The 18,430-nt window shown below is 51.8% G+C and carries 17 protein-coding genes; 6 read left to right on the top strand and 11 right to left on the bottom strand.

Features of this window, described 5'->3' with window-relative positions; genetic code table 11:
- Window positions 1-6 precede the first annotated feature (6 nt).
- From JSQ80_RS17105 to JSQ80_RS17095, 3 genes are all read left to right on the top strand, one after another.
- Complete coding sequence (locus JSQ80_RS17105) at window positions 7-687, top strand: response regulator transcription factor (protein WP_087435957.1); 681 nt, start codon at window positions 7-9, stop codon at window positions 685-687.
- The gene (locus JSQ80_RS17100) at window positions 684-2,066 is read left to right on the top strand and encodes a sensor histidine kinase (RefSeq protein WP_206096105.1); all 1,383 of its coding nucleotides are present in this window, start codon (window positions 684-686) and stop codon (window positions 2,064-2,066) included. The genes JSQ80_RS17105 and JSQ80_RS17100 overlap by 4 nt, the downstream gene beginning before the upstream one ends.
- Window positions 2,067-2,154: 88 nt before the next feature.
- Window positions 2,155-2,553 (top strand): DUF2871 domain-containing protein, encoded by a 399-nt coding sequence (locus JSQ80_RS17095; protein WP_087435955.1) that lies wholly within the window; start codon window positions 2,155-2,157, stop codon window positions 2,551-2,553.
- A 583-nt stretch (window positions 2,554-3,136) separates the two neighbouring features.
- On the opposite strand, the gene JSQ80_RS17090 is transcribed toward JSQ80_RS17095, so the two are convergent.
- The gene (locus tag JSQ80_RS17090; protein ID WP_087435954.1) at window positions 3,137-3,496 is read right to left on the bottom strand and encodes a HesB/IscA family protein; all 360 of its coding nucleotides are present in this window, start codon (window positions 3,494-3,496) and stop codon (window positions 3,137-3,139) included.
- A 300-nt stretch (window positions 3,497-3,796) separates the two neighbouring features.
- Between JSQ80_RS17090 and mqnE the strand changes: the two genes are divergently transcribed.
- Window positions 3,797-4,903, top strand: a complete 1,107-nt coding sequence (gene mqnE / locus JSQ80_RS17085; protein ID WP_206096104.1) for an aminofutalosine synthase MqnE — start codon at window positions 3,797-3,799, stop codon at window positions 4,901-4,903.
- 179 nt (window positions 4,904-5,082) lie between these two features.
- A complete protein-coding gene (locus JSQ80_RS17080) occupies window positions 5,083-6,156 on the top strand; it encodes an NAD(P)/FAD-dependent oxidoreductase (protein ID WP_206096103.1) in 1,074 nt (357 codons plus the stop codon).
- Between the two features lie 20 nt (window positions 6,157-6,176).
- On the opposite strand, the gene JSQ80_RS17075 is transcribed toward JSQ80_RS17080, so the two are convergent.
- On the bottom strand, window positions 6,177-6,431 hold the full coding sequence (locus tag JSQ80_RS17075) for a YuzB family protein (RefSeq protein WP_087435951.1): 255 nt from the start codon (window positions 6,429-6,431) through the stop codon (window positions 6,177-6,179).
- A 90-nt stretch (window positions 6,432-6,521) separates the two neighbouring features.
- On the opposite strand from JSQ80_RS17075, the gene JSQ80_RS17070 reads away from it, so the two are divergent.
- Window positions 6,522-6,767 (top strand): NifU family protein, encoded by a 246-nt coding sequence (locus JSQ80_RS17070; protein WP_019423746.1) that lies wholly within the window; start codon window positions 6,522-6,524, stop codon window positions 6,765-6,767.
- Between the two features lie 68 nt (window positions 6,768-6,835).
- Here the strand turns inward: JSQ80_RS17070 and arcC are convergent, their stop codons facing one another.
- The 9 genes from arcC to JSQ80_RS17025 all read right to left on the bottom strand — a co-directional run bounded on the left by arcC (window position 6,836) and on the right by JSQ80_RS17025 (window position 18,410).
- Window positions 6,836-7,771, bottom strand: coding sequence for a carbamate kinase (arcC, locus tag JSQ80_RS17065; RefSeq protein WP_206096102.1), 936 nt, complete (start codon window positions 7,769-7,771; stop codon window positions 6,836-6,838).
- Window positions 7,701-8,654 carry an oxamate carbamoyltransferase subunit AllH family protein gene (locus tag JSQ80_RS17060; RefSeq protein ID WP_240463700.1) on the bottom strand — a complete coding sequence of 318 codons (954 nt, stop codon included), beginning with the start codon at window positions 8,652-8,654 and terminating at the stop codon, window positions 7,701-7,703. Before JSQ80_RS17060 ends, arcC begins: the two co-directional genes overlap by 71 nt.
- A 25-nt stretch (window positions 8,655-8,679) precedes the next feature.
- A complete protein-coding gene (locus JSQ80_RS17055) occupies window positions 8,680-9,939 on the bottom strand; it encodes a YlbE family protein (protein WP_087435949.1) in 1,260 nt (419 codons plus the stop codon).
- Between the two features lie 64 nt (window positions 9,940-10,003).
- The gene (fdrA, locus tag JSQ80_RS17050) at window positions 10,004-11,764 is read right to left on the bottom strand and encodes an acyl-CoA synthetase FdrA (protein ID WP_206096101.1); all 1,761 of its coding nucleotides are present in this window, start codon (window positions 11,762-11,764) and stop codon (window positions 10,004-10,006) included.
- Between the two features lie 58 nt (window positions 11,765-11,822).
- Window positions 11,823-12,872: an ureidoglycolate dehydrogenase gene (allD, locus tag JSQ80_RS17045; RefSeq protein WP_087435947.1), complete on the bottom strand. Its 1,050-nt coding sequence runs from the start codon at window positions 12,870-12,872 to the stop codon at window positions 11,823-11,825.
- Between the two features lie 80 nt (window positions 12,873-12,952).
- Window positions 12,953-13,720, bottom strand: a complete 768-nt coding sequence (gene allE / locus JSQ80_RS17040; RefSeq protein WP_087435946.1) for a (S)-ureidoglycine aminohydrolase — start codon at window positions 13,718-13,720, stop codon at window positions 12,953-12,955.
- Between the two features lie 61 nt (window positions 13,721-13,781).
- Window positions 13,782-15,020, bottom strand: coding sequence for an MFS transporter (locus JSQ80_RS17035; protein ID WP_087435945.1), 1,239 nt, complete (start codon window positions 15,018-15,020; stop codon window positions 13,782-13,784).
- 64 nt (window positions 15,021-15,084) lie between these two features.
- A complete protein-coding gene (allC, locus tag JSQ80_RS17030) occupies window positions 15,085-16,317 on the bottom strand; it encodes an allantoate deiminase (protein ID WP_087435944.1) in 1,233 nt (410 codons plus the stop codon).
- A gap of 401 nt (window positions 16,318-16,718) precedes the next feature.
- The gene (locus tag JSQ80_RS17025) at window positions 16,719-18,410 is read right to left on the bottom strand and encodes a PucR family transcriptional regulator (RefSeq protein WP_087435942.1); all 1,692 of its coding nucleotides are present in this window, start codon (window positions 18,408-18,410) and stop codon (window positions 16,719-16,721) included.
- Window positions 18,411-18,430: the final 20 nt, after the last annotated feature.

Below are 18,430 nucleotides of genomic sequence, written 5' to 3'. Positions count from 1 at the left end.
TAATATATGAAAATCAATGTGCTAGCAGCAGACGACGATCCGAATATCCGTGCCCTGCTGCGCCTCGTTCTTGAATCGGAACAGTATCATGTGCTCGAAGCAGCCGATGGACAGGCGGCTGCGGACATCTTGCAGCGGGAGACCGTCCATATCGCGATCGTCGATGTGATGATGCCGGTTAAAGACGGCTGGGCGCTCTGCTCTGAAATTAGGACGTCCTACGATATTCCCGTCATTCTCCTGACCGCCTTGGGCGAGCTGGAAGATAAAGAAACGGGATTTGCGGCAGGAACCGATGACTATATGGTCAAGCCATTTGAACCGAAAGAACTGCTTTTCCGCATGAAAGCCTTGTTGCGAAGATATCAGATTGTGTCGGATTCGATGATACGATTTCCGCATACCGTAATCGACAGACTGAGTTATACCGTAATGGTAAACGGGCAGGAGCACGTGCTGCCGCGCAAAGAATTTGAGCTGCTCGCCCAAATGGCCGCCTACCCTGGCCGTATCTTTACGCGGGATCAATTGCTCGATTGGATATGGGGCAGCAACTACGAGGGCGATGCCCGCACGATTGACGTACATATCAAGCGGCTGCGCGAACGGTTTCACGACAGCGGCAGCGACTTTCACATCGTCACCATCCGGGGATTAGGATACAAATTGGAGGTACGCGATGCATGAACACGTTATATACGCGCATTGTCCTGTTTTCCGCCGTCATCGTGATCGTCAGCTTTACCGCCGCCTTTTTCGCAGCTAATTTTGCATATAGCCACACCCTAACCGATAATTACGAACAAAAAATGGAAAAAGTCGGTTCTGCGCTTTCCGAACTAGGCGAACAGATGACCGGCAGCCCCTCTTCTGTCGACGAACTGCTCGGTTCATTGTCGAAGCTCGGGTATCAGCTCTATGTCATCGACGAGGCCGGACACATCAAGACGTATGGAAGAGCATTCGATAACGTATCTTTGTCGCCCGCAATTATCGACACCGTGTTGCAAGGCGGCACCTATCAAGGCATGCGTATCCACAAGCAAAGCTGGTTTGTTCCAACCGTATTCGAGAACCGTCTCGAGCTAAGCTATGGAACTCCGGTCGAGCTCGCTGGCGCAAGACATGCCTTGTTCGTGCGGCCTGATATGGTGCAGCAGACCGAAGAAGTGCGCATACTAGTCGCTGTCCTGCTCATCGGCACCTTCGTCATCAGCCTTGTGCTGATCGCCATCAAAACGCGATATCTCGTGCGTCCCCTCCATCGGCTCACCGACGCGACGATGAAGCTGGAAAATGGAAACTATGACGTCCGGCTCGACATTACACGCAAAGATGAAATCGGCGTGCTGGCGCGCAGATTTACCCGCATGGCAGCCGTACTGGGACAAGTGGACGCCATGCAGAAGCAATTCGTGGCGAACGTGTCACATGAAATCCAATCTCCGCTCACTTCCATTCGAGGCTTGGCCCGACAGCTGTTGGATCATCCGCTCCCGCCGGAGCAAGAGCGGAAGTATTTGCAGATTATCGACGATGAGAGCTCGCGGCTGTCCGGTCTGGGACGTCAGCTTTTGACGCTTGCTGCGCTGGAGCGGGGAAAAGAATCGTTGAAGCGCGCCCCCTTTCGCTTGGATGAGCAGCTGAGACAGATCATAATCGTTCAGGAGCCATTATGGAGCGAGAAAGATTTACAGCTGGACTTGGAGCTTGAAGAAGTCATCATTCCAGGTGATGCGGGCCTGCTTCATCAAGTCTGGAGCAATCTGCTCAGCAATGGGATCAAATTCACTGCACCCGGAGGACAGCTCCATATAAAATGTAGAAAACTGCTGCATGAAGTAGAGGTGATATTTTCGGATACGGGCGAAGGAATTCCCGCTGAGGCGCTTCCCTATTTATTTGACCGTTTTTACAAGTACGACAAACGAAAGGGAAATACCCACGGAACCGGACTCGGATTGTCTATCGTGAAACGAATCGTTGAATTGCACGAAGGAACCGTTAGTGCGACTAACAATGCCGGTGCGGGCGCGGCATTTACAGTCAGGCTTCCGGATTTGTAACCGTCCATTCATCTTCAGTTCACAGTTCTCGACTATACTCCATACAAGCGATACATAATCGCATGAAATTGAAAAGGAGAGCATCACGTTGAAAAAACTATATGTAACTTCTTTTGTCTATGCCATTCTCGGATTAGTGGCAGGTATCTTTTTTCGCGAGTTTACTAAAATAAACGATTTCACGGCATACACGACACTCAAACCGTTGCATACTCACATTTTGGTGTTGGGATTCATTTTCTTTCTTATCCTCACGCTGCTCGCCAAAAGCTTCCGCGTCCATGAAACTCGTTCATTCGGTCCGTGGTATCTCGTATATAATGGCGGTCTCATGATTACTTTAATCGCCATGACGGTCCGCGGCATCCTGCAAGTAAACGGAACGGATATGAACGGATTGAGCCACATCGCGGGCTTGGGGCACGCTATACTAGGCGCTTCTATCATTTGGTTTATGGTGCTGCTTGGCAAAAAAATAAAAGAATAGCAGGTTTTCACTAACGGGTTTCCTCTTTCGCAAGCATTATAATGTAAGCTTTCAGCGTTATCTGAATCTATGACAAAGATTTCACTGGACTCGCAGCAGGCTGCTCGGCAATAAAGCGGCAGAACAACCGAAGATGCTGGGCAAGCAAGCAGAGACGCAAGTTAACAAGCCGACGAACTGCTAATGTGCAGTTGTTTTGGCGAAATACCGCCTTTTTCGGCGTTTGAACTGCAAATGTGCATTGCAAAGCGAGGAGACTACCACTATCTATGCAATTATATGAAAATGAACTGCACGATTGCAGTCCAGCTTGACGAACGGCGTGAGTAAGGTACTCTCAAATGCATAATTGCAGTTGGAGACCCTCCCTCCCGCTATTATAACAACCATTCGACCACACCATAGAGCGTCCTGGCGATGCTGAATCGTTGTTACTGACCGAAGGGGAAAACTTTAATCAAGAAATTCAATAGTTCAACTTATTATAGAACACGAGACCATATGCTATTCAAATTAAAAAACCTCTCTAATGATTAATATCAACATTAACCATTAGAGAGGTCTGCCATTAACTGTCCCGCGCTTAATCGTCGCATTTCTCCGCTTTGCCCTCGTCCTTCGCCGTACGGAAGCTTGAGCCGCACCCGCATGTTGCAATGGCGTTCGGATTGTCGATCGTAAATCCGCCCGACATGCCGGATTCTTTAAAGTCAATAACGAGGCCATTCAAATATGGCATGCTTTCTTTATCAATGACGATTTTCATGCCGCTCACTTCCATATGAACGTCCGCTTCGCTCTCTTCGTCATCAAAGCCCATTCCGTAGGAGAAGCCGCTGCAACCGCCCGGGCGCACGCCCAGACGAAGGAACAGTCCCTCATTTTCTTCTTGAGCCAGCATTTCTTGTATTTTTTCAACCGCAGTATCGCTGATTGTAATCATTCTAATCCCTCCTCGTATTTCTAAGTATAACCATCCGGCTTGGCAGATACAAGAGAACGAAGTTTATGGAAAATACACCCTACCAGATCCTCTCATGTATTGCCCCATCTGAGAGGCAAGAGTATAATGGAAATGACTAGCTAATGTGATACGTTTCACTGCAATCTCCGACGGAACGTCTCCGCCGCGGAGTTTTTATTTTGTTTGGAGACCAAAGACGAATACCGGACATGCTTCATAGTGCCATTCGCAAATTTGCCATCACCTATGCAAGGCATGAATAACAAAGGAGGCCTGTGTATGACCACAGTCATGACACGACATGCGGATGCCCGCATGGCTGCAATCGCGGATAAAGTCGAACGCGGTGAACGTTTGACGCTGGAAGACGGCGTCTATTTATACGAGACAGACGATTTGTTAACCTTAGGTCAATTGGCCAACCTTGCGAATCTGCGCAAAAACGGTAAAAAAGTGTACTTTATAGAAAATATGTCGCTCTACTTCACGAATGTCTGCGAAGCGCACTGCGCATTTTGCAATTTCCGCCGTGATCAAGGCGAAGACGGATCGTACACGCTGTCCGGACAGGAAATGATCAACTATGTGGATCAGCATATTCATCCTGACGTGCGCGAATTCCACATCGTAGGCGGACACAACCCGCACGTTCCGTTCCAATACTATGTGGACTCCTTGCGCATTCTCAATCAGACCTATCCGAATGTGACGCTCAAGGCATATACTGCGGCGGAAATTGATTTCTATACACGCATTAGCGGCTTGAGCATCGAGGAAGTGCTGCGCCAATTGATGGATGCGGGGCTCCAATCCTTGACAGGCGGCGGCGCTGAAATTTTGTCGGACGAGTACCGCAAGAAGATGCGTGTCGAGAAAGCGGGCGTAGACCGTTACTTGGAGGTGCATCGCACTGCGCACAAGCTCGGCATGAAGACGCACACGACGATGCTGTACGGCGCCATCGAATCGCATGAAGATCGCGTAAGCCACATGATTAAGATTCGTGAGCTGCAGGACGAGACGAACGGATTCCTCGTGTTCATCCCGCTCTCCATGCAGCCGAAGAGTCCGAAGGCTAGCATCAAACGCCGCAATTCGGCGTACGAGGATTTGAAAACGATCGCGATTAGCCGTCTGATGCTGGATAACATTCAGCACATTAAAGCGTACTTCATCAATATCGGGACACAGCTTACACAAGTGGCGCTCACTTTCGGCGCTTCGGATGTGCACGGCACGATCGTGAAGGAGCGAATCAGCCATGCGGCAGGCGCGCTAACTCCAGAAGGCCTGACACGCGATGAGTTGATTTGGCTTGTCAAAGGGGCCGGCCGCATTCCGATAGAGCGGGATACGTTCTATAACGAAGTGAAAGTGTACGAGTAATTACGGTTTTTTGGTATGCTGACTTAGGATATATAGATAAGAACCTAATGTTATTTTTGGATAGACAGCGTAAGAATCGGCAACCTAGACAGACGAGTGGAGCCATACGACGTACTCGCCGCTAGCGGCGACACAACATCTTTCTAACATATTCGGCATCATGGGGGGAAGTCGAAAGGATGAAACGATACGTCATTTTAGGAGGCGGCTACGGAGGTTTGGCCATCATCGGGCGTTTGCTTGAGGGCGAACTGCCTGCTGATGTGCAGCTTGAATTGGTTGACCGTATGCCCTATCAAGGTTTAAAGACAGAATACTATGCGCTGGCTGCCGGTGCGGTGTCGGACGTGGAGATTCGCGTTCAATTTCCCAACGATCCGCGCGTGCATATCCACTATGGCAACGTGCAAGCGATTGACTTGGATGCGCAGCTTCTTCATTTCAGCAACGGCGAGCCGCTCAGCTATGATCATCTGGTCATAGGGCTCGGCTGCACCGACAAATACCACAACATCGAGGGGGCCGAGCAGTTCGGCAACAGCATACAATCGCTCGCGAGCACAAGACGCACCTACCAGCTGCTGAATGACATTAAGCCTTACGGGCAAGTCAATATTGTCGGCGGCGGCCTGAGCGGGGTCGAGCTGGCGGCGGAGCTGCGCGAGAGCCGGGCTGACTTGAACATTCGCATTTTGGACCGCGGCGGCCGCGTCCTGTCCTCCTTCCCGGAGAAGCTATCGCGCTTCGTGTCCGGCTGGTTCGAAGAGCACGGGGTTGAGCTTCGCTCCCATGTCAACGTCAGCCGCCTGGAAGACGGCGTTATTTACAATCGCACGGATGACGGGGAAGAGGAAATTCATTCCCATGTAACCGTATGGACCGCAGGCATTCAACCGGTAGCAGCGGTACAGAAGCTGCTCGTGCCGAAGGATCCGCAGGGACGCGTCATTATTAACCCGTATCACCAAATTCCGGATTATCCGAACGTGTTCGTCGTCGGAGACTGTGCAAGTTTGCCCTTCTCTCCCAGCGCGCAAGCGGCGGGAGCCCAAGGCGAGCAGATTGCCGACGTCATACGGGCGATGTGGCAAGGAGAAACGCCGAAACTGGGCAAAATCAAGCTGAAGGGCGTCCTGGGCGCGCTCGGCAAAAAATCCGGGTTCGGCGTCGTCGGCAAACGTGCCGTCGTTGGCTATGTGCCTCGCGTCATCAAGAGCGGAGTATTATGGATGTCCAAGCATCATAAAGGATAAACAAACAAGGGAGCAGCGTGTCAATCGACGTCCAACTGCTCCCATGCTTTCAGTTCTTCTATTTTTGCCATAATCTTATCATAGAGCTCCTCAGCGGCTTCCGCTGCTACGATCTCTCCGTTGACATAAGCGAACGGAAACATATAACATTCTCCGCACTGACCGAGACACCCATACTCCAGCACATCATATTCTGGATTCTGTTCGAAGCGCTTCATAACGCTATCTGTCCCATGGTGCATATTGTTGACGCAGAATTCTATGATCGGCCGCATTGACTTTATCCCTTCCTTCATCTTGCGCCTTTGAATTCAGTTAGCTTTATAATATAATAAAAGCAGCATGGATGAAAGGAGTTGGCAAAAATGAGCGAAAATACACAAGTCGGCATGTACGACGAAGTGCTGGAAGTGTTGGATAAACTGCGCCCGTTTCTGCAACGCGACGGCGGCGACGTCGAATTGGTCGACGTTGAGGACGGCATCGTAAAGCTGCGCTTAATGGGCGCTTGCGGCAGCTGCCCTAGCTCCACCATTACATTAAAAGCGGGTATCGAACGCGCTTTGGTGGAAGAAGTGGAAGGCGTTAAGGAAGTTGTTCAAGTATTTTAATGAAAAAGAGGCTGTGTGCAGGCGGTATGTTGCCGCTTGCTGCAGCCTCTTTGTTTGTGCCGGCGTAATTAGGAAATATGCGTCCCGGCTGTTCCGTTGAGAGCCAAAGCGGCCTCTTCGAGCGAACATATAATGGCATGCTTGCCTTGTTCCGCAAACGACACGGCCGCCTCCATCTTCGGCCCCATACTGCCGGTGGAGAAATGCCCCTCCCGGACATAGCGTTTGGCTTCCCCCGTACTGATTTGGCCCAGCGCCTGCTGCTCCGGTGTTCCGTAATGAATGTACACATTCTTCACATCGGTCACCATCATGAAGATATCGGCGTTTGCTTCCTGGGCTAATTTGCGTCCGCTGCGATCCTTGTCGATGACCGCTTCGACGCCTTTAATCGTTCCGTCCTCCTGTTGGACAACCGGAATGCCGCCGCCTCCGGAAGCAATGACAATCGCTCCGCTCTCGACAAGCTTCATAATGGTCTCTGACTCCAAAATGGATTGCGGCTGCGGAGAAGGAACGACGCGACGCCACCCCCGGCCCGCATCTTCCCGCATGTTCCAGCCCTTCTTCTGTATCATCTGCTTGGCTTCCTCTTCGCTGTAGAAGGTGCCGATAGGTTTAGTCGGATGCCGGAAGGCTTCGTCTTCCTGAGACACCTGCGTTTGTGTCAGCACACTGACGACCTGCTGCGTCAATCCCCGCTTCCGCAGCTCATTCTTCAAGCATTGATCGAGCATGTAACCGATCAATCCTTGAGACTTCGCATTGCACACGTCTAGCGGAAATGGAGGGACGACCTCTTTCGCTTCTTCATTTTGCTGCAAAATCAATCCTACCTGCGGACCATTGCCGTGCGTAATGACCACTTCGTAGCCCTTTTGTACGATATCGGCAATAATTTCGCTGCTGCTCCGTACATTTTCAAGCTGGTTCTCATAGGTTGCTTCTTGATGAGGCTGCAAAATGGCGTTGCCCCCCAATGCAATCACAACTCGTTCTGACATGTTCATACCTCCTTAGGGCCATGATGGCATTGGCGATCCCGAATGCCGTATCGATTCCGGAGCTGTGTCCGGTGTGCAGCAATTGTGCAAGCTTGGCTTGAAAACGAGATGTATCTTCCGTAAACATCGCGTTCAATACATGGGTTACTTTGTCGCTGAAACGGCCATGCAGCGCATGGAGCAAATAAGCCTTGCTCACGTCCGTCGTGATGTCTTCTCTTTCTACAATATGACGCAAGGTGGTTAAAAAAGACGGATGAAAAGCTTGTGTCATCGTATGGACGGCCAACAATCCGATAAGAAAGTCGTCTCCCGATGGCGTCAGCCCTTTCCCGCGGCCAAGAAAATAGCGCAAATGCGATTCGATGACACGGACTTCGCCAGACAACAAGGCATCAAGCAGTTGTTCCGCATGCTGTACCGTGACGTACTGCGGGTCATCCGGCATATAATTATTCGCGAGAAAGCGGTCCCATTCCACATCGAGTCCGGTCGGCACGCCCCAAGAAAGACATATCTTCATAAATGTGTTCACGTGAAATATATCACGAAAAGTGCGGTAACGATCGGCACAGATTCCATAATGGAATGGCGCGGCTTGCGAAAGATCAAGCATAAACGGATATGCGGGATGATGGAATTGAATCATGTCTGGCGTCCCTGCAACTACTGCGTCATAACGTCTGACATAGAAGCGCAGCCTTCTCACGCTCTCTTGTCCCATATGAATCCCGAACGGAAGTCTGCCGTTCTTCGTTGTCCCGACAAATACCAGCGCGTCTCCCATAGCCAAGTTGATTCCGTTCTCGAAGATGCTGTGGACGCGTCCGATCGGCCTCCGGGAGAGGAGTGCCGCAAGTTGAGCGTGAACCTCCTCCCCCATGATACACGACGTATATAGCGGTGCGTTACAAGAGTCCGAGCTTGGACGCATAAGCTTCAAGCGCTTTCTCAAAGCATTCCACAGGCGGACGAACCGTACCGGCGCCAATCTGCCCCACTCCCGGTTCCTTGTGGGCGATACCGGTATTAATGACAGGCGTAATTCCTGTTTCCACTACCTTCCTCGCATCAATACCGAGACAAATGCCGCGGAAGTTCCAGGTCGGGACCGTAAAGTTCGGGTTCTGGTCGATAGAAATCTCGACCATTTCGTTACTCGTTGCCAAGGCATCTTGAAATCCTCCGGCGCCGACAAACCGCGTAACGCCCGGCGCGGCAATCATTGCCATCCCTCCGACGCCGAACGTTTCCGTAATGGCGCTGTCGCCGATATCCGGATTGGCGTCTGCTTGCGAATATCCGGTGAAGAAGAGCCCCTGCGGCGTGTTTACGGGTGCGGTAAACCATTCGTCTCCCATGCCGCTGATGCGGATTCCGAAGTCTCTTCCGTTCCGGCACATGGCGGTGACGACCGTGCCTGCTTCGATCGTGCGGGCTCCATCCATCACGGCCTTGGTCGCTGCCATCATGATGTTCAAGAAGAACTGATCGGTGTCCGCCAAAAATTTGATGACGTTCCGCATCTCTTGCTTATCCATATCGAGATTGACGATATAAGGACTGATTTCTTTCAAAAAGACGAGCGAAGCGGCAATGTTGCGTTGATGGAATTCATCTCCCATCGTAACCGCCTTCGCGATCATGACGTTCAGGTTAAGTCCTTCCTTCGTCGCCTTGAGCGCTCGGGAAAGCACCGGACCAAGCACGTCCTTCATCCATGTCAATCGGGTGACGACCTCTTCCGAATAAGCGCCGAAGCGAAGCACCTTGCCGATGCCTTCATTCATGATGCAGTAAGCCTCATTGCCTTCGGAACGGTTATTGACTACGAATACCGGCATATTGCCGGACGTGATTCCTCCCATAGGGCCGACTGCCTTGACATGGTGGCACGGGATGAAATGGATGTCGCCCCGTTCAAGCATGGCGCGGGCCTCCGTTTCATCCTTCGCCCAGCCCTCGAATAAAGCGGCGCCTACGCATGAGCCTTGCATCGGGCCCGTCATGTCCTTGTATGCTATCGGCGGCCCCGCATGCAGCAGCGTCTTCCCTTCCAACTCCGGAATGACGGTGCGTGCCGGCACCACATCGACGAGAAACGGCGTTCCGCCGGCAATTTTATCAATAACCGCCTGATTGGCTTCATCAATAGTCTGATATTTCATATGAGATTTCCTCCCAGCTGTTCATCTGCGGCGTCGATTATTCATCATTGACGCGGTTATTAAGTTAATTCGTGAACCGGTAATCGTTCAATTGGCTTAATATGCGCTGCATCTTCACGCTGCCTCCTGCAACCGGCCGCCAATCGTACTGGAGCGCCGTGGCACCGCTTGCAGTAATGGCTTCCGTAAACTTCTGCAAACCCACATTAATGACGGATGGCTTCCCGCCAAGCAGCGCTTCGACAGCAGCAGAGGCGGAGAACGCTTCGGGAACAGCCGTTGCCGCCGGACGATGCGCCTTCGGCACGTCTTCAAGGCCGAGCTTCATCATGGCCAGCACAGTGCGCACCGCTTGATTGTTGCTCTCTTTGACAATTACGCCTGCCTGTTCGAACCTACGCTTCTGCTCCGCATAAGACTGCGGATCTTGATGAGTGCCGCACAGTGCCGCCACAAAATAGAGGTTGCGCCCTTCCGCCTTCGCCTTGGCTGCCGCCTTCTCGATAGCCGGCGCCAGCACGCCCGCCATGTCGTTATGGCCGCCGTACCCCAGCACGACATCGAACAAAATGACCGCCGTGGCTGGATCTTGCGCCGCCTTCTCGATATGCTGAATCCGAGTAGCCGGATCGATCATCGGATGCGGCTTGCCTTGCGTATACATATCGTCGCCCAAATCAACTATGGCATGACCGCTCGATTTGAGGACATAACCGGCCTCATGAATAAGCCCGTCCTTCAGCTTAAGCGCATCCGCGATGAGCATCGCCGCTTCGGCAGCCAATGTGCCGCCGGCATACAAGCCCTGAATCGAGGTCTGGCCCGGATTCAATACTGTCTCCGGCACATCGAGCGGCAAGCTATACAGCGGCTCCACTGCGGCGCCTTTGGCCAGGTCGATCGCAATCATCGCCGCTTCCTCCAACGTATAGGCTTGATAGACATTCCCTTCGTGTACGGCGGGCTTCTCTCCGAGGAAAAGGGTGACCACCGGCTTCGCGAGTCCTTGCAGCTCGCGCACCACCTTATCGCGCACCGCCTTGGCAGGCGGCTTGGACACGATGACGATCACCTCGGTCTGGTCATTGTGCGCCAGCCCGCGGATGCCGTCCAACATTGTAATCGCGCCGACGGTCTCCGAGAGGTCACGTCCTCCGGTGCCAATCGCGTGACTGATGCCGCCGCCCATACGGTCGATCAGCGTCGTCACCTCTTGAATGCCTGTGCCTGAGGCGCCGACGATGCCGATATTGCCCGCTTTCACCCGATTCGCGAAGGCAATCGGAACGCCTGACAAAATACCCGTGCCGCAATCAGGACCCATCACAAGCAGCCCTTTGTCATGAGCCTTCCGTTTCAGGCTCAACTCTTCTTCCACCGGCACATTGTCGCTAAAAATGAAGGCGTGCAGGCCATAATCGAGCGCTTTGTCCGCTTCTGCCGCCGCGTATTGACCGGGTACCGAAATAATGGCCAGATTGGCATTCGGGTTCTCCTTCAGCGCGCGCTCCCACGAGCGTACGCTCTCGATGGAAGACTGGCTGCTGCTGACCGATTGGTCGCTTAAGAAGCTGTCAACGGCAGCGAGAATATCATCCAGCTTGCTGTGCGCCTCGGCATCGATAACAATGCACATATCGTTGGCTCCAGCCTGCTCCAACTCATCCGTATACAATCCGGAATTGCGCATAATGTCCTTGTTGGCCGGCGTCCCCATCATGATAGACGCTTGCGTCACGCCTTCAAGCGCAGAAATATGATTGGTCAGAAGCATCAAATTGACTGAATCTTGATACGAATTTTTTTTAATGATCGTATGCAGCATTTTGGTTCACCTCTGGTTGTCCGTTTTGATTGTATTGACATTTCCTATCATGCAACTGTTACGTGGCGAACGGATCTTTATGATCGTAAGTGTTGTTATGAACGACATCCGACACGAGATAGTCATATACCTCATCTACAATCTCAATGCCGTTAGCTTCGTTCTCCTGCTCGATTAGGTCATAATTCTGACCCGGATAGAGAACGCGCTCGAAGCCCGGGGCCGGATTAATGCCGTTCAAATCACGCATCGTCTTCGAGATGTTGCGCCGGAACGTCTCCAGATCGGTAAAAAAGGACGGGTCAAGCACAATATGAAGCTGGCCCAGATTCCGGCCTTCGGTCAGGTCGTGGTACATCGAGCTGACCTGGTTGCCGAATGGCAGACCCAGCAAAATGCCGGACAGCACATCGACCATCATCATCAAACCGTATCCTTTCGGACCTGCAATCGGAAGCAGCGCGTGTACTTGAAACGGATCATTCGTCCTCACGCCCCGTTCATCCACCGCCCATGTATCCGGAATCGGCTCGTGCTTCGAACGGGCATGCAAAATCTTCCCCCAAGCTTGGACAGTCGTCGCCATATCGAAGGTCATGAGCGCGCTGCCTTCGCCGGGCGCGGCGAAGGCAATCGGATTCGTGCCATAATAAGGCTCGGCCCCGCCGAAAGGCACGACCATCGGATCGGATTGGCAGACGGAGAGGCCAATTAACCCTTCCCGCGCCGCTTGCTGCACATAATAGGACAGGGAGCCGCTGTGCCCGATTTGTCTTACCCCAACCACGGCAACGCCGTGTTCCTTGGCTATATTCACTGCCTCTTCCATCGCCTGCTTGGCCGCCACATGCCCGGCGCCGTTATCCCCGTCGAACACGGCGGAGCATGGCCCTGTCTTGTTGAACGTAAAGCGAGGGTTCACGTTCGTTCCGCCTTTCGCAATGCGCTCCGCATAATATTCGACCCGCATGGCGCCATGCGAATGGACGCCGCGGACATCGGCATGAACGAGCACGTCCGCCACCACATCCGCATGGCCGGCAGACAATCCGGCACGGGACAATTTTGTTTGGATAAGCTCATGCAGTTTCCGTTTGGTTACTCTCATGTCAATTCCCTCTTTGCATGTATTCCGCCTCCGCCTGCTGCCGGTTCGGCCGGCAACAGGTAGCGGTTGATCCATATCGCTTACAGGGACGCATCCCGGTTACAATCTTTGGAATACAAGTAGGCGAACGGTTCTCTGCCTACGGCGTAAGTCGCTTGCGGCACATAAGGCCCCATATACAGGTAATCCCCTTTTTTAATCGGTATCCATTCATTGTCCAGATTATAGACGCCCTCACCGGACAGCATAATCGCCCCATGCTCTTGATAATGCGTCTCCACGAACGGATGACAGCCGCCTGGCTCAAACGACAAAATATGAAAATTCATATCGAACGCAAGATCAGTTGGAAGCAAGTCCTTCAGCTTCACATTCATCATGCCGTCGTAATCGATTTCCTCAATATCGTGCACGTTCCCCGCAACAACCCATGGAGTAGAGGCATTCCCTTCCAGCGGCGTATATTTCTGCTTGTACAAAAACAATCGCGTATCCTCAGCCTGCTCGTTCTCCAAGTACAGCTTAACGCCCGGCGGACAATACAAGTAACCGCCTTCCTGCAGCGAGAATGACTCTTCATCCGCGGAAGCCTTCACCCGGCCTTCCATACAGTACACGAATGTTTCCACGCCAGCTTCGCCGAAGCCTTGCACGTTCTTGCCCCCCTCGTGCATCGTCACCACATAATCGACGAATTTGGCGCCGAGACGCGGGGAAGCCAAAATCGTCAAATCACATTGTTCAAAGCCAGGCACAATATTTTTAACCAAGCCTTCCGGCGGAATTAAAGCAAAGTTGCCACGCTTGATAATGGAGCGGCTCGATAACAAATCTTGCGGATAACCCATGTTACACACTCTCCTTTTTCTAATGAACCCATTGGAATATCGAATGTCAAAAAGTCGGAGTTTATCGCGTCTGAGGCGTCTTCTTCACATTAGCCAGCAGCATAACCGCCGCCCCGACGACAATGATGATCGTCGCCAGATAGAAGCCCAATACCTTGCTGCCCGTCGCATCGGATATGAGTCCGGTGACGAACGGAGCCACGACTGATGACATCATGCCGAAAAAGTTGAAGAAACCGAACGTCGCCCCGACCCCTTGCTTCGGCGCAATATCCGCCACATACGAGATTAAGAGAGGCTCGACGGCCAGCTTGCCGAGGAAGCCATACAAGATAAGACAAACGATTAGCAGGGTGTTCGTGCCGACAGAAACGGTCAAATATAACATGACCGCAGCCAGCAGTTCCAAAATGATGATGAACGTAATTTTCTTGTGCATGAACTTGTCGGACAGCCGGCTGAAGAGCAAGGCGCCGGGCACGGCGCTGAATGCCACCAAAGCGGCTGCGAAGCCGATAGCTGTCCCATGAAAGCCCCGTTCTTCCTGCAAATAAGACGGAAGCCAGGTCACGATCATGTAATACCCGTAGCAGGTCGCAAAATAAAGCACATAGGAAGCAATCATTTTCGGATTGGCTAACAACCGCTTCAATGTTGCCTTATCCTGACCATCTTCTTCGATGCCTTCCGCTGCCGTGTTGGACGGCGCCGCGGTCTTCTTGATATTTTTGGCGAACACGAGCATTAAGCTGAACGCCAAGCCTGCCGTAATAAAGAGGAGCACCCGCCAATTCCAGCCGGCATCCTTCACGAGGAAGCTCGATCCGATGAGACCTATGGCCATGCCAATGGCGGAACCGCTGTTAATAATAGCCGTGGAAATGCCCCGCTTCTCCTTCGGGATCGTCTCCGACGAGATGGAATAGGCCGGACCGTAATAAGTGCCTTGTCCCAATCCCGTAATGAAGCTCGCTACCAATATGAACATGAGCGAGGTGGAGAATCCGACGAGGACAGCCCCGACGGTAAACAGGATAAATCCCGGAATGATTATCGCCTTCCGTCCGAACTTGTCCGCCAGCAGCCCCGACGGAATTTGCATCATCGTGTAGGCAAAGAAAAACACACTGAAGATGAGGCCCATGCTCGCATCTGATGTTACATTCAAATCTCGTTGAATTTCGGGAAGAATCGGGTTCAAGATGGTGCGGTAGATCCAAATGACCGTCCATCCGAGACAAAGCATAACGATGACTTTTTTCCAATATTCCCACTTTCCCTGTTGGCTTGCGTCCCTCACAATTCCCACTCTCCTCAGCGCAAATCGATTTGTGCCTGTCTGCTTGCCCTGTCTTCGTTGCCGATCATGCTTGGTACGCCAGCTCATACAGCGCATGGGTCAAAGCTTGAACGCCGTCTGCAAGATGCTCTGGACTGGTATATTCTTCCGGATTGTGGCTAATCCCCTTGCGGCTTGGCACGAACAGCATAGCCGTAGGCACAAATTTCGCCATAATCTGAGAATCGTGACCTGCTCCGCTATGCATCAGCTTGAACGGGATGTTATGTTCCCTGCACTGCCGTTCCAATACATCAAGAATTCGGTTGTTCATCGGGACGGGATCCTCATCCATCCACATGTCTATCTTCAACTCCACCCCGCTTGTTCTGGCGGTGTGCTGCATCAACTCCGTCACCTCGCCTGTGAATCGGATCAGCTCCTCTTTGTCCGTATGGCGGATATCCAAGGTGAATAACGCTTTGCCCGGCACGACATTCACCACGTTCGGCTTCACTTCGAGCTTGCCAACTGTCGTCACAAGCGGATCCCCATACGCTTGCGCCCGATCCAGAATTTGCTGAATCATCCGGCCTGCCGCATGAACCGCGTCTTTGCGGTATCCCATCGGCGTCGTTCCGGCATGGTTGGCTTCTCCGGCAATCTCGATGGTAAAGCGCCGCTGGCCTACGATGCTGTGGACGACGCCTACCGACAGGCCTTCATGTTCCAATACGCTGCCCTGCTCAATATGCAGTTCGACAAACGCTTTAATATCGGGGCGCGGTTCCGCCGATTCATCGCGGAAGCGGAATCCCGCTTGTGCCATCGCTTCCGTGAAAGGCACGCCATTGAAATCGGCGATTTCCAGGACATCCTCCTTTTTTGCCACGCCCGTAAGATTTTTGCTTCCCCAGAATGTATAAGGAAAGCGGCTGCCCTCTTCTTCCGCGAACGACACCACTTCCAATGTGCGCAGCGGTTGGCCATACTGCCGCTTCAAGTCCCGCATCGCCATCAAGGCCGCGATAATGCCGTATTGCCCGTCATACTTTCCGCCATTGCGCACCGTGTCCACATGGGAACCGCTCATAATCGTTTCATCGGGGTGCTGGCTTCCTTCCAACCGTCCGTACAAATTGCCAATCTCATCGTAATAAGTGGTGAACCCTTCTTCTTGCATGTACTGCTCCAATGCTTTCTGTGCAGCCGTCCACTCCTTGGAATACAGCAGGCGCGAGACGCCTCCATCCGGGTCATTGCCGAATTGGCTCAGCCACTCGACAAGGCGGATGGTTTCCGTTTGGATATTTTCCATGATCGTATCTGTCCTTTCTGCAAGATGTGTGCATTATCCAAGCGGGATAAATGGCATTCCGCTTATCCGTGGCGCAACCTTTTAGAGGTTAGCTTGGCGCTGCCCCTTACAAGTTTTGCGGAGCACAACTCGTAAGAAGCGCATACGCTTCGAGTTCATGCAACCTTCTCGGTGCTGAAAACTGACCTTTTTGAACTCGCATTTTCAAGGCCGTTTTTGCTTGCATCTTGATTGTAAACGCTTTAAAAATGAATAACATCGAGGCATCTCGATAAAAAACACCCCGTTTTTTTATCCAGATCGGATAAATAAGATCCAATTATAAAAAAACTCCGTTCCATGAGAGCGGTTCTACCCTCATGAAGCGGAGCCTGAATGCCAAAACCCATATTATACCTTGATCACACGCCTGCTTGCTCTGTTTGTAAAGAGAGATTTTTATCCCCAAGCAGGACGAGAATTTTCAAACCGACTTGCACAGACAGCATCTCATCCGGATCTTCCATATCAATACCGGTAATTTCCTTGATGCGTTCAATCCGGTACGTCACGGTCTTATAATGGACGTACAGATCTTCGGCTGTTTTCGCGGCGTTTTGATGATGCTGTAAAAACGTTTGCAACGTTTTGATCAAATCTTCCCGGTTCGGCTGCTTGTAGGCGAGCAATTTTTTTAACGAAGGCGGAATGAAATTAGCAAGTTCGTCAGCGTCTTCGATTTGACAGAGCAATCGATATATGCCCAAATCCGAAAAGGCTGCGATCGCGGATTTCCCTCTAATCATCGTCCCGAGTTGTAAAGCATCCTGAGCTTCCTTATAGCTGCGGGGCAGCTCCGATATAGCATGAGCCGCGTTCCCGATGCCCACCTGCAAATCGAGATGTTGTATACGTTTGCAAAATATTTGCTGGATGCTCTTAGCTGCCTCCTTAATCGTGCGCAAGCAGGCTGTTTTATCTCCTTGGGCGCTGTCAACATTCCACAATACAACGAGCTGATCGCTCCGGTTCCGGATGGTGCCTTCCGGAACCTGCTGCTGAATTAATTCATACAGCATGTGTTGATATGGATTATGAAGACCATACAAGTCCGCCTCCTGCTCATCGCAAGCATCCACACTCCGCAGGCGGAACAGCACAACGACGTACGTCTTGTTCAAATCCCAGCCGATCAAATTGGCTCGCTGATATACGCTCTGCAGCGATTCAATCTTGGCGTGCAGCAGATCATCGATTAAGTCATCTTTGAACTTCATTTCCACTTCAGCTACGGCATATTGCTTGACGAGTTCGAGCGACAAGGAGGTGGCTGCGTTTTCAATCGCAACGAAATCAAGCGCTTCCACAGTTTTGCACATCTCATGGATAACGAGATGTATCTTTATATGATTCACCGTTTCAACCGGAATGACAAAATGATCGCACGTTCCTCCGCTCCAATCCGGATAGATTACCCGCTGCCGGTAACAAGGAAATTCCGTACCCGTCCGGGCAGCATCCGCTTCCTCCTGTTCCAATACCTCAAACTGCACCAAATGCGGATCGGTTGCCGATATGGGGCAGAAGTTCCGGTCATACAGGGTAACGGGATTGCCAATCAGCTTTTTCAAGGAAGCGATAATATTGTCCGAGCCTTTATTGGCAAGCGTAAGCGCAATAAATCTATCATGGACTTCCTTAAAATATTTGAGCTTGATCACTTGGTTGTTAAAGAGAGATTCCATCACCGGATACATGATTTCACGGTAAGGGACTTGTTTCGGAATTTGAATGACGGGCAGATGGTGCGTCTCCGACGCTTCAATTATGCCGGAAGGGATGTCATGGACAAACCGCCCCGTCTTTATAACTAAAGCGCTTACTTTTTTCTCGGACAACTGCGCCATGAAGGCTTGCTGCTCGCTATGGTTGTAAGATTGCAGCGGATATAGACTGCTCAGCAGCAATTCTCCCCCGCTAATCCATTCCGCAATATCCGGCGCCTCTATGATTGTCACTCCGCGAATCGGGTTATTCAGGCCCTGCTTGCCGCTGACGACGAACGCTTGCTTTAGTGTATCGATTTGAAACAAATCCTTTACCCTGAATTCCATTATTTCCGGCTCCCATCGAT

Source organism: Paenibacillus apiarius (assembly GCF_017052585.1).
Classification (GTDB): domain Bacteria; phylum Bacillota; class Bacilli; order Paenibacillales; family Paenibacillaceae; genus Paenibacillus_B; species Paenibacillus_B apiarius.
Note: the sequence above shows the minus strand (reverse complement) of the source record. Positions and strands in the feature narration are given on the sequence as shown.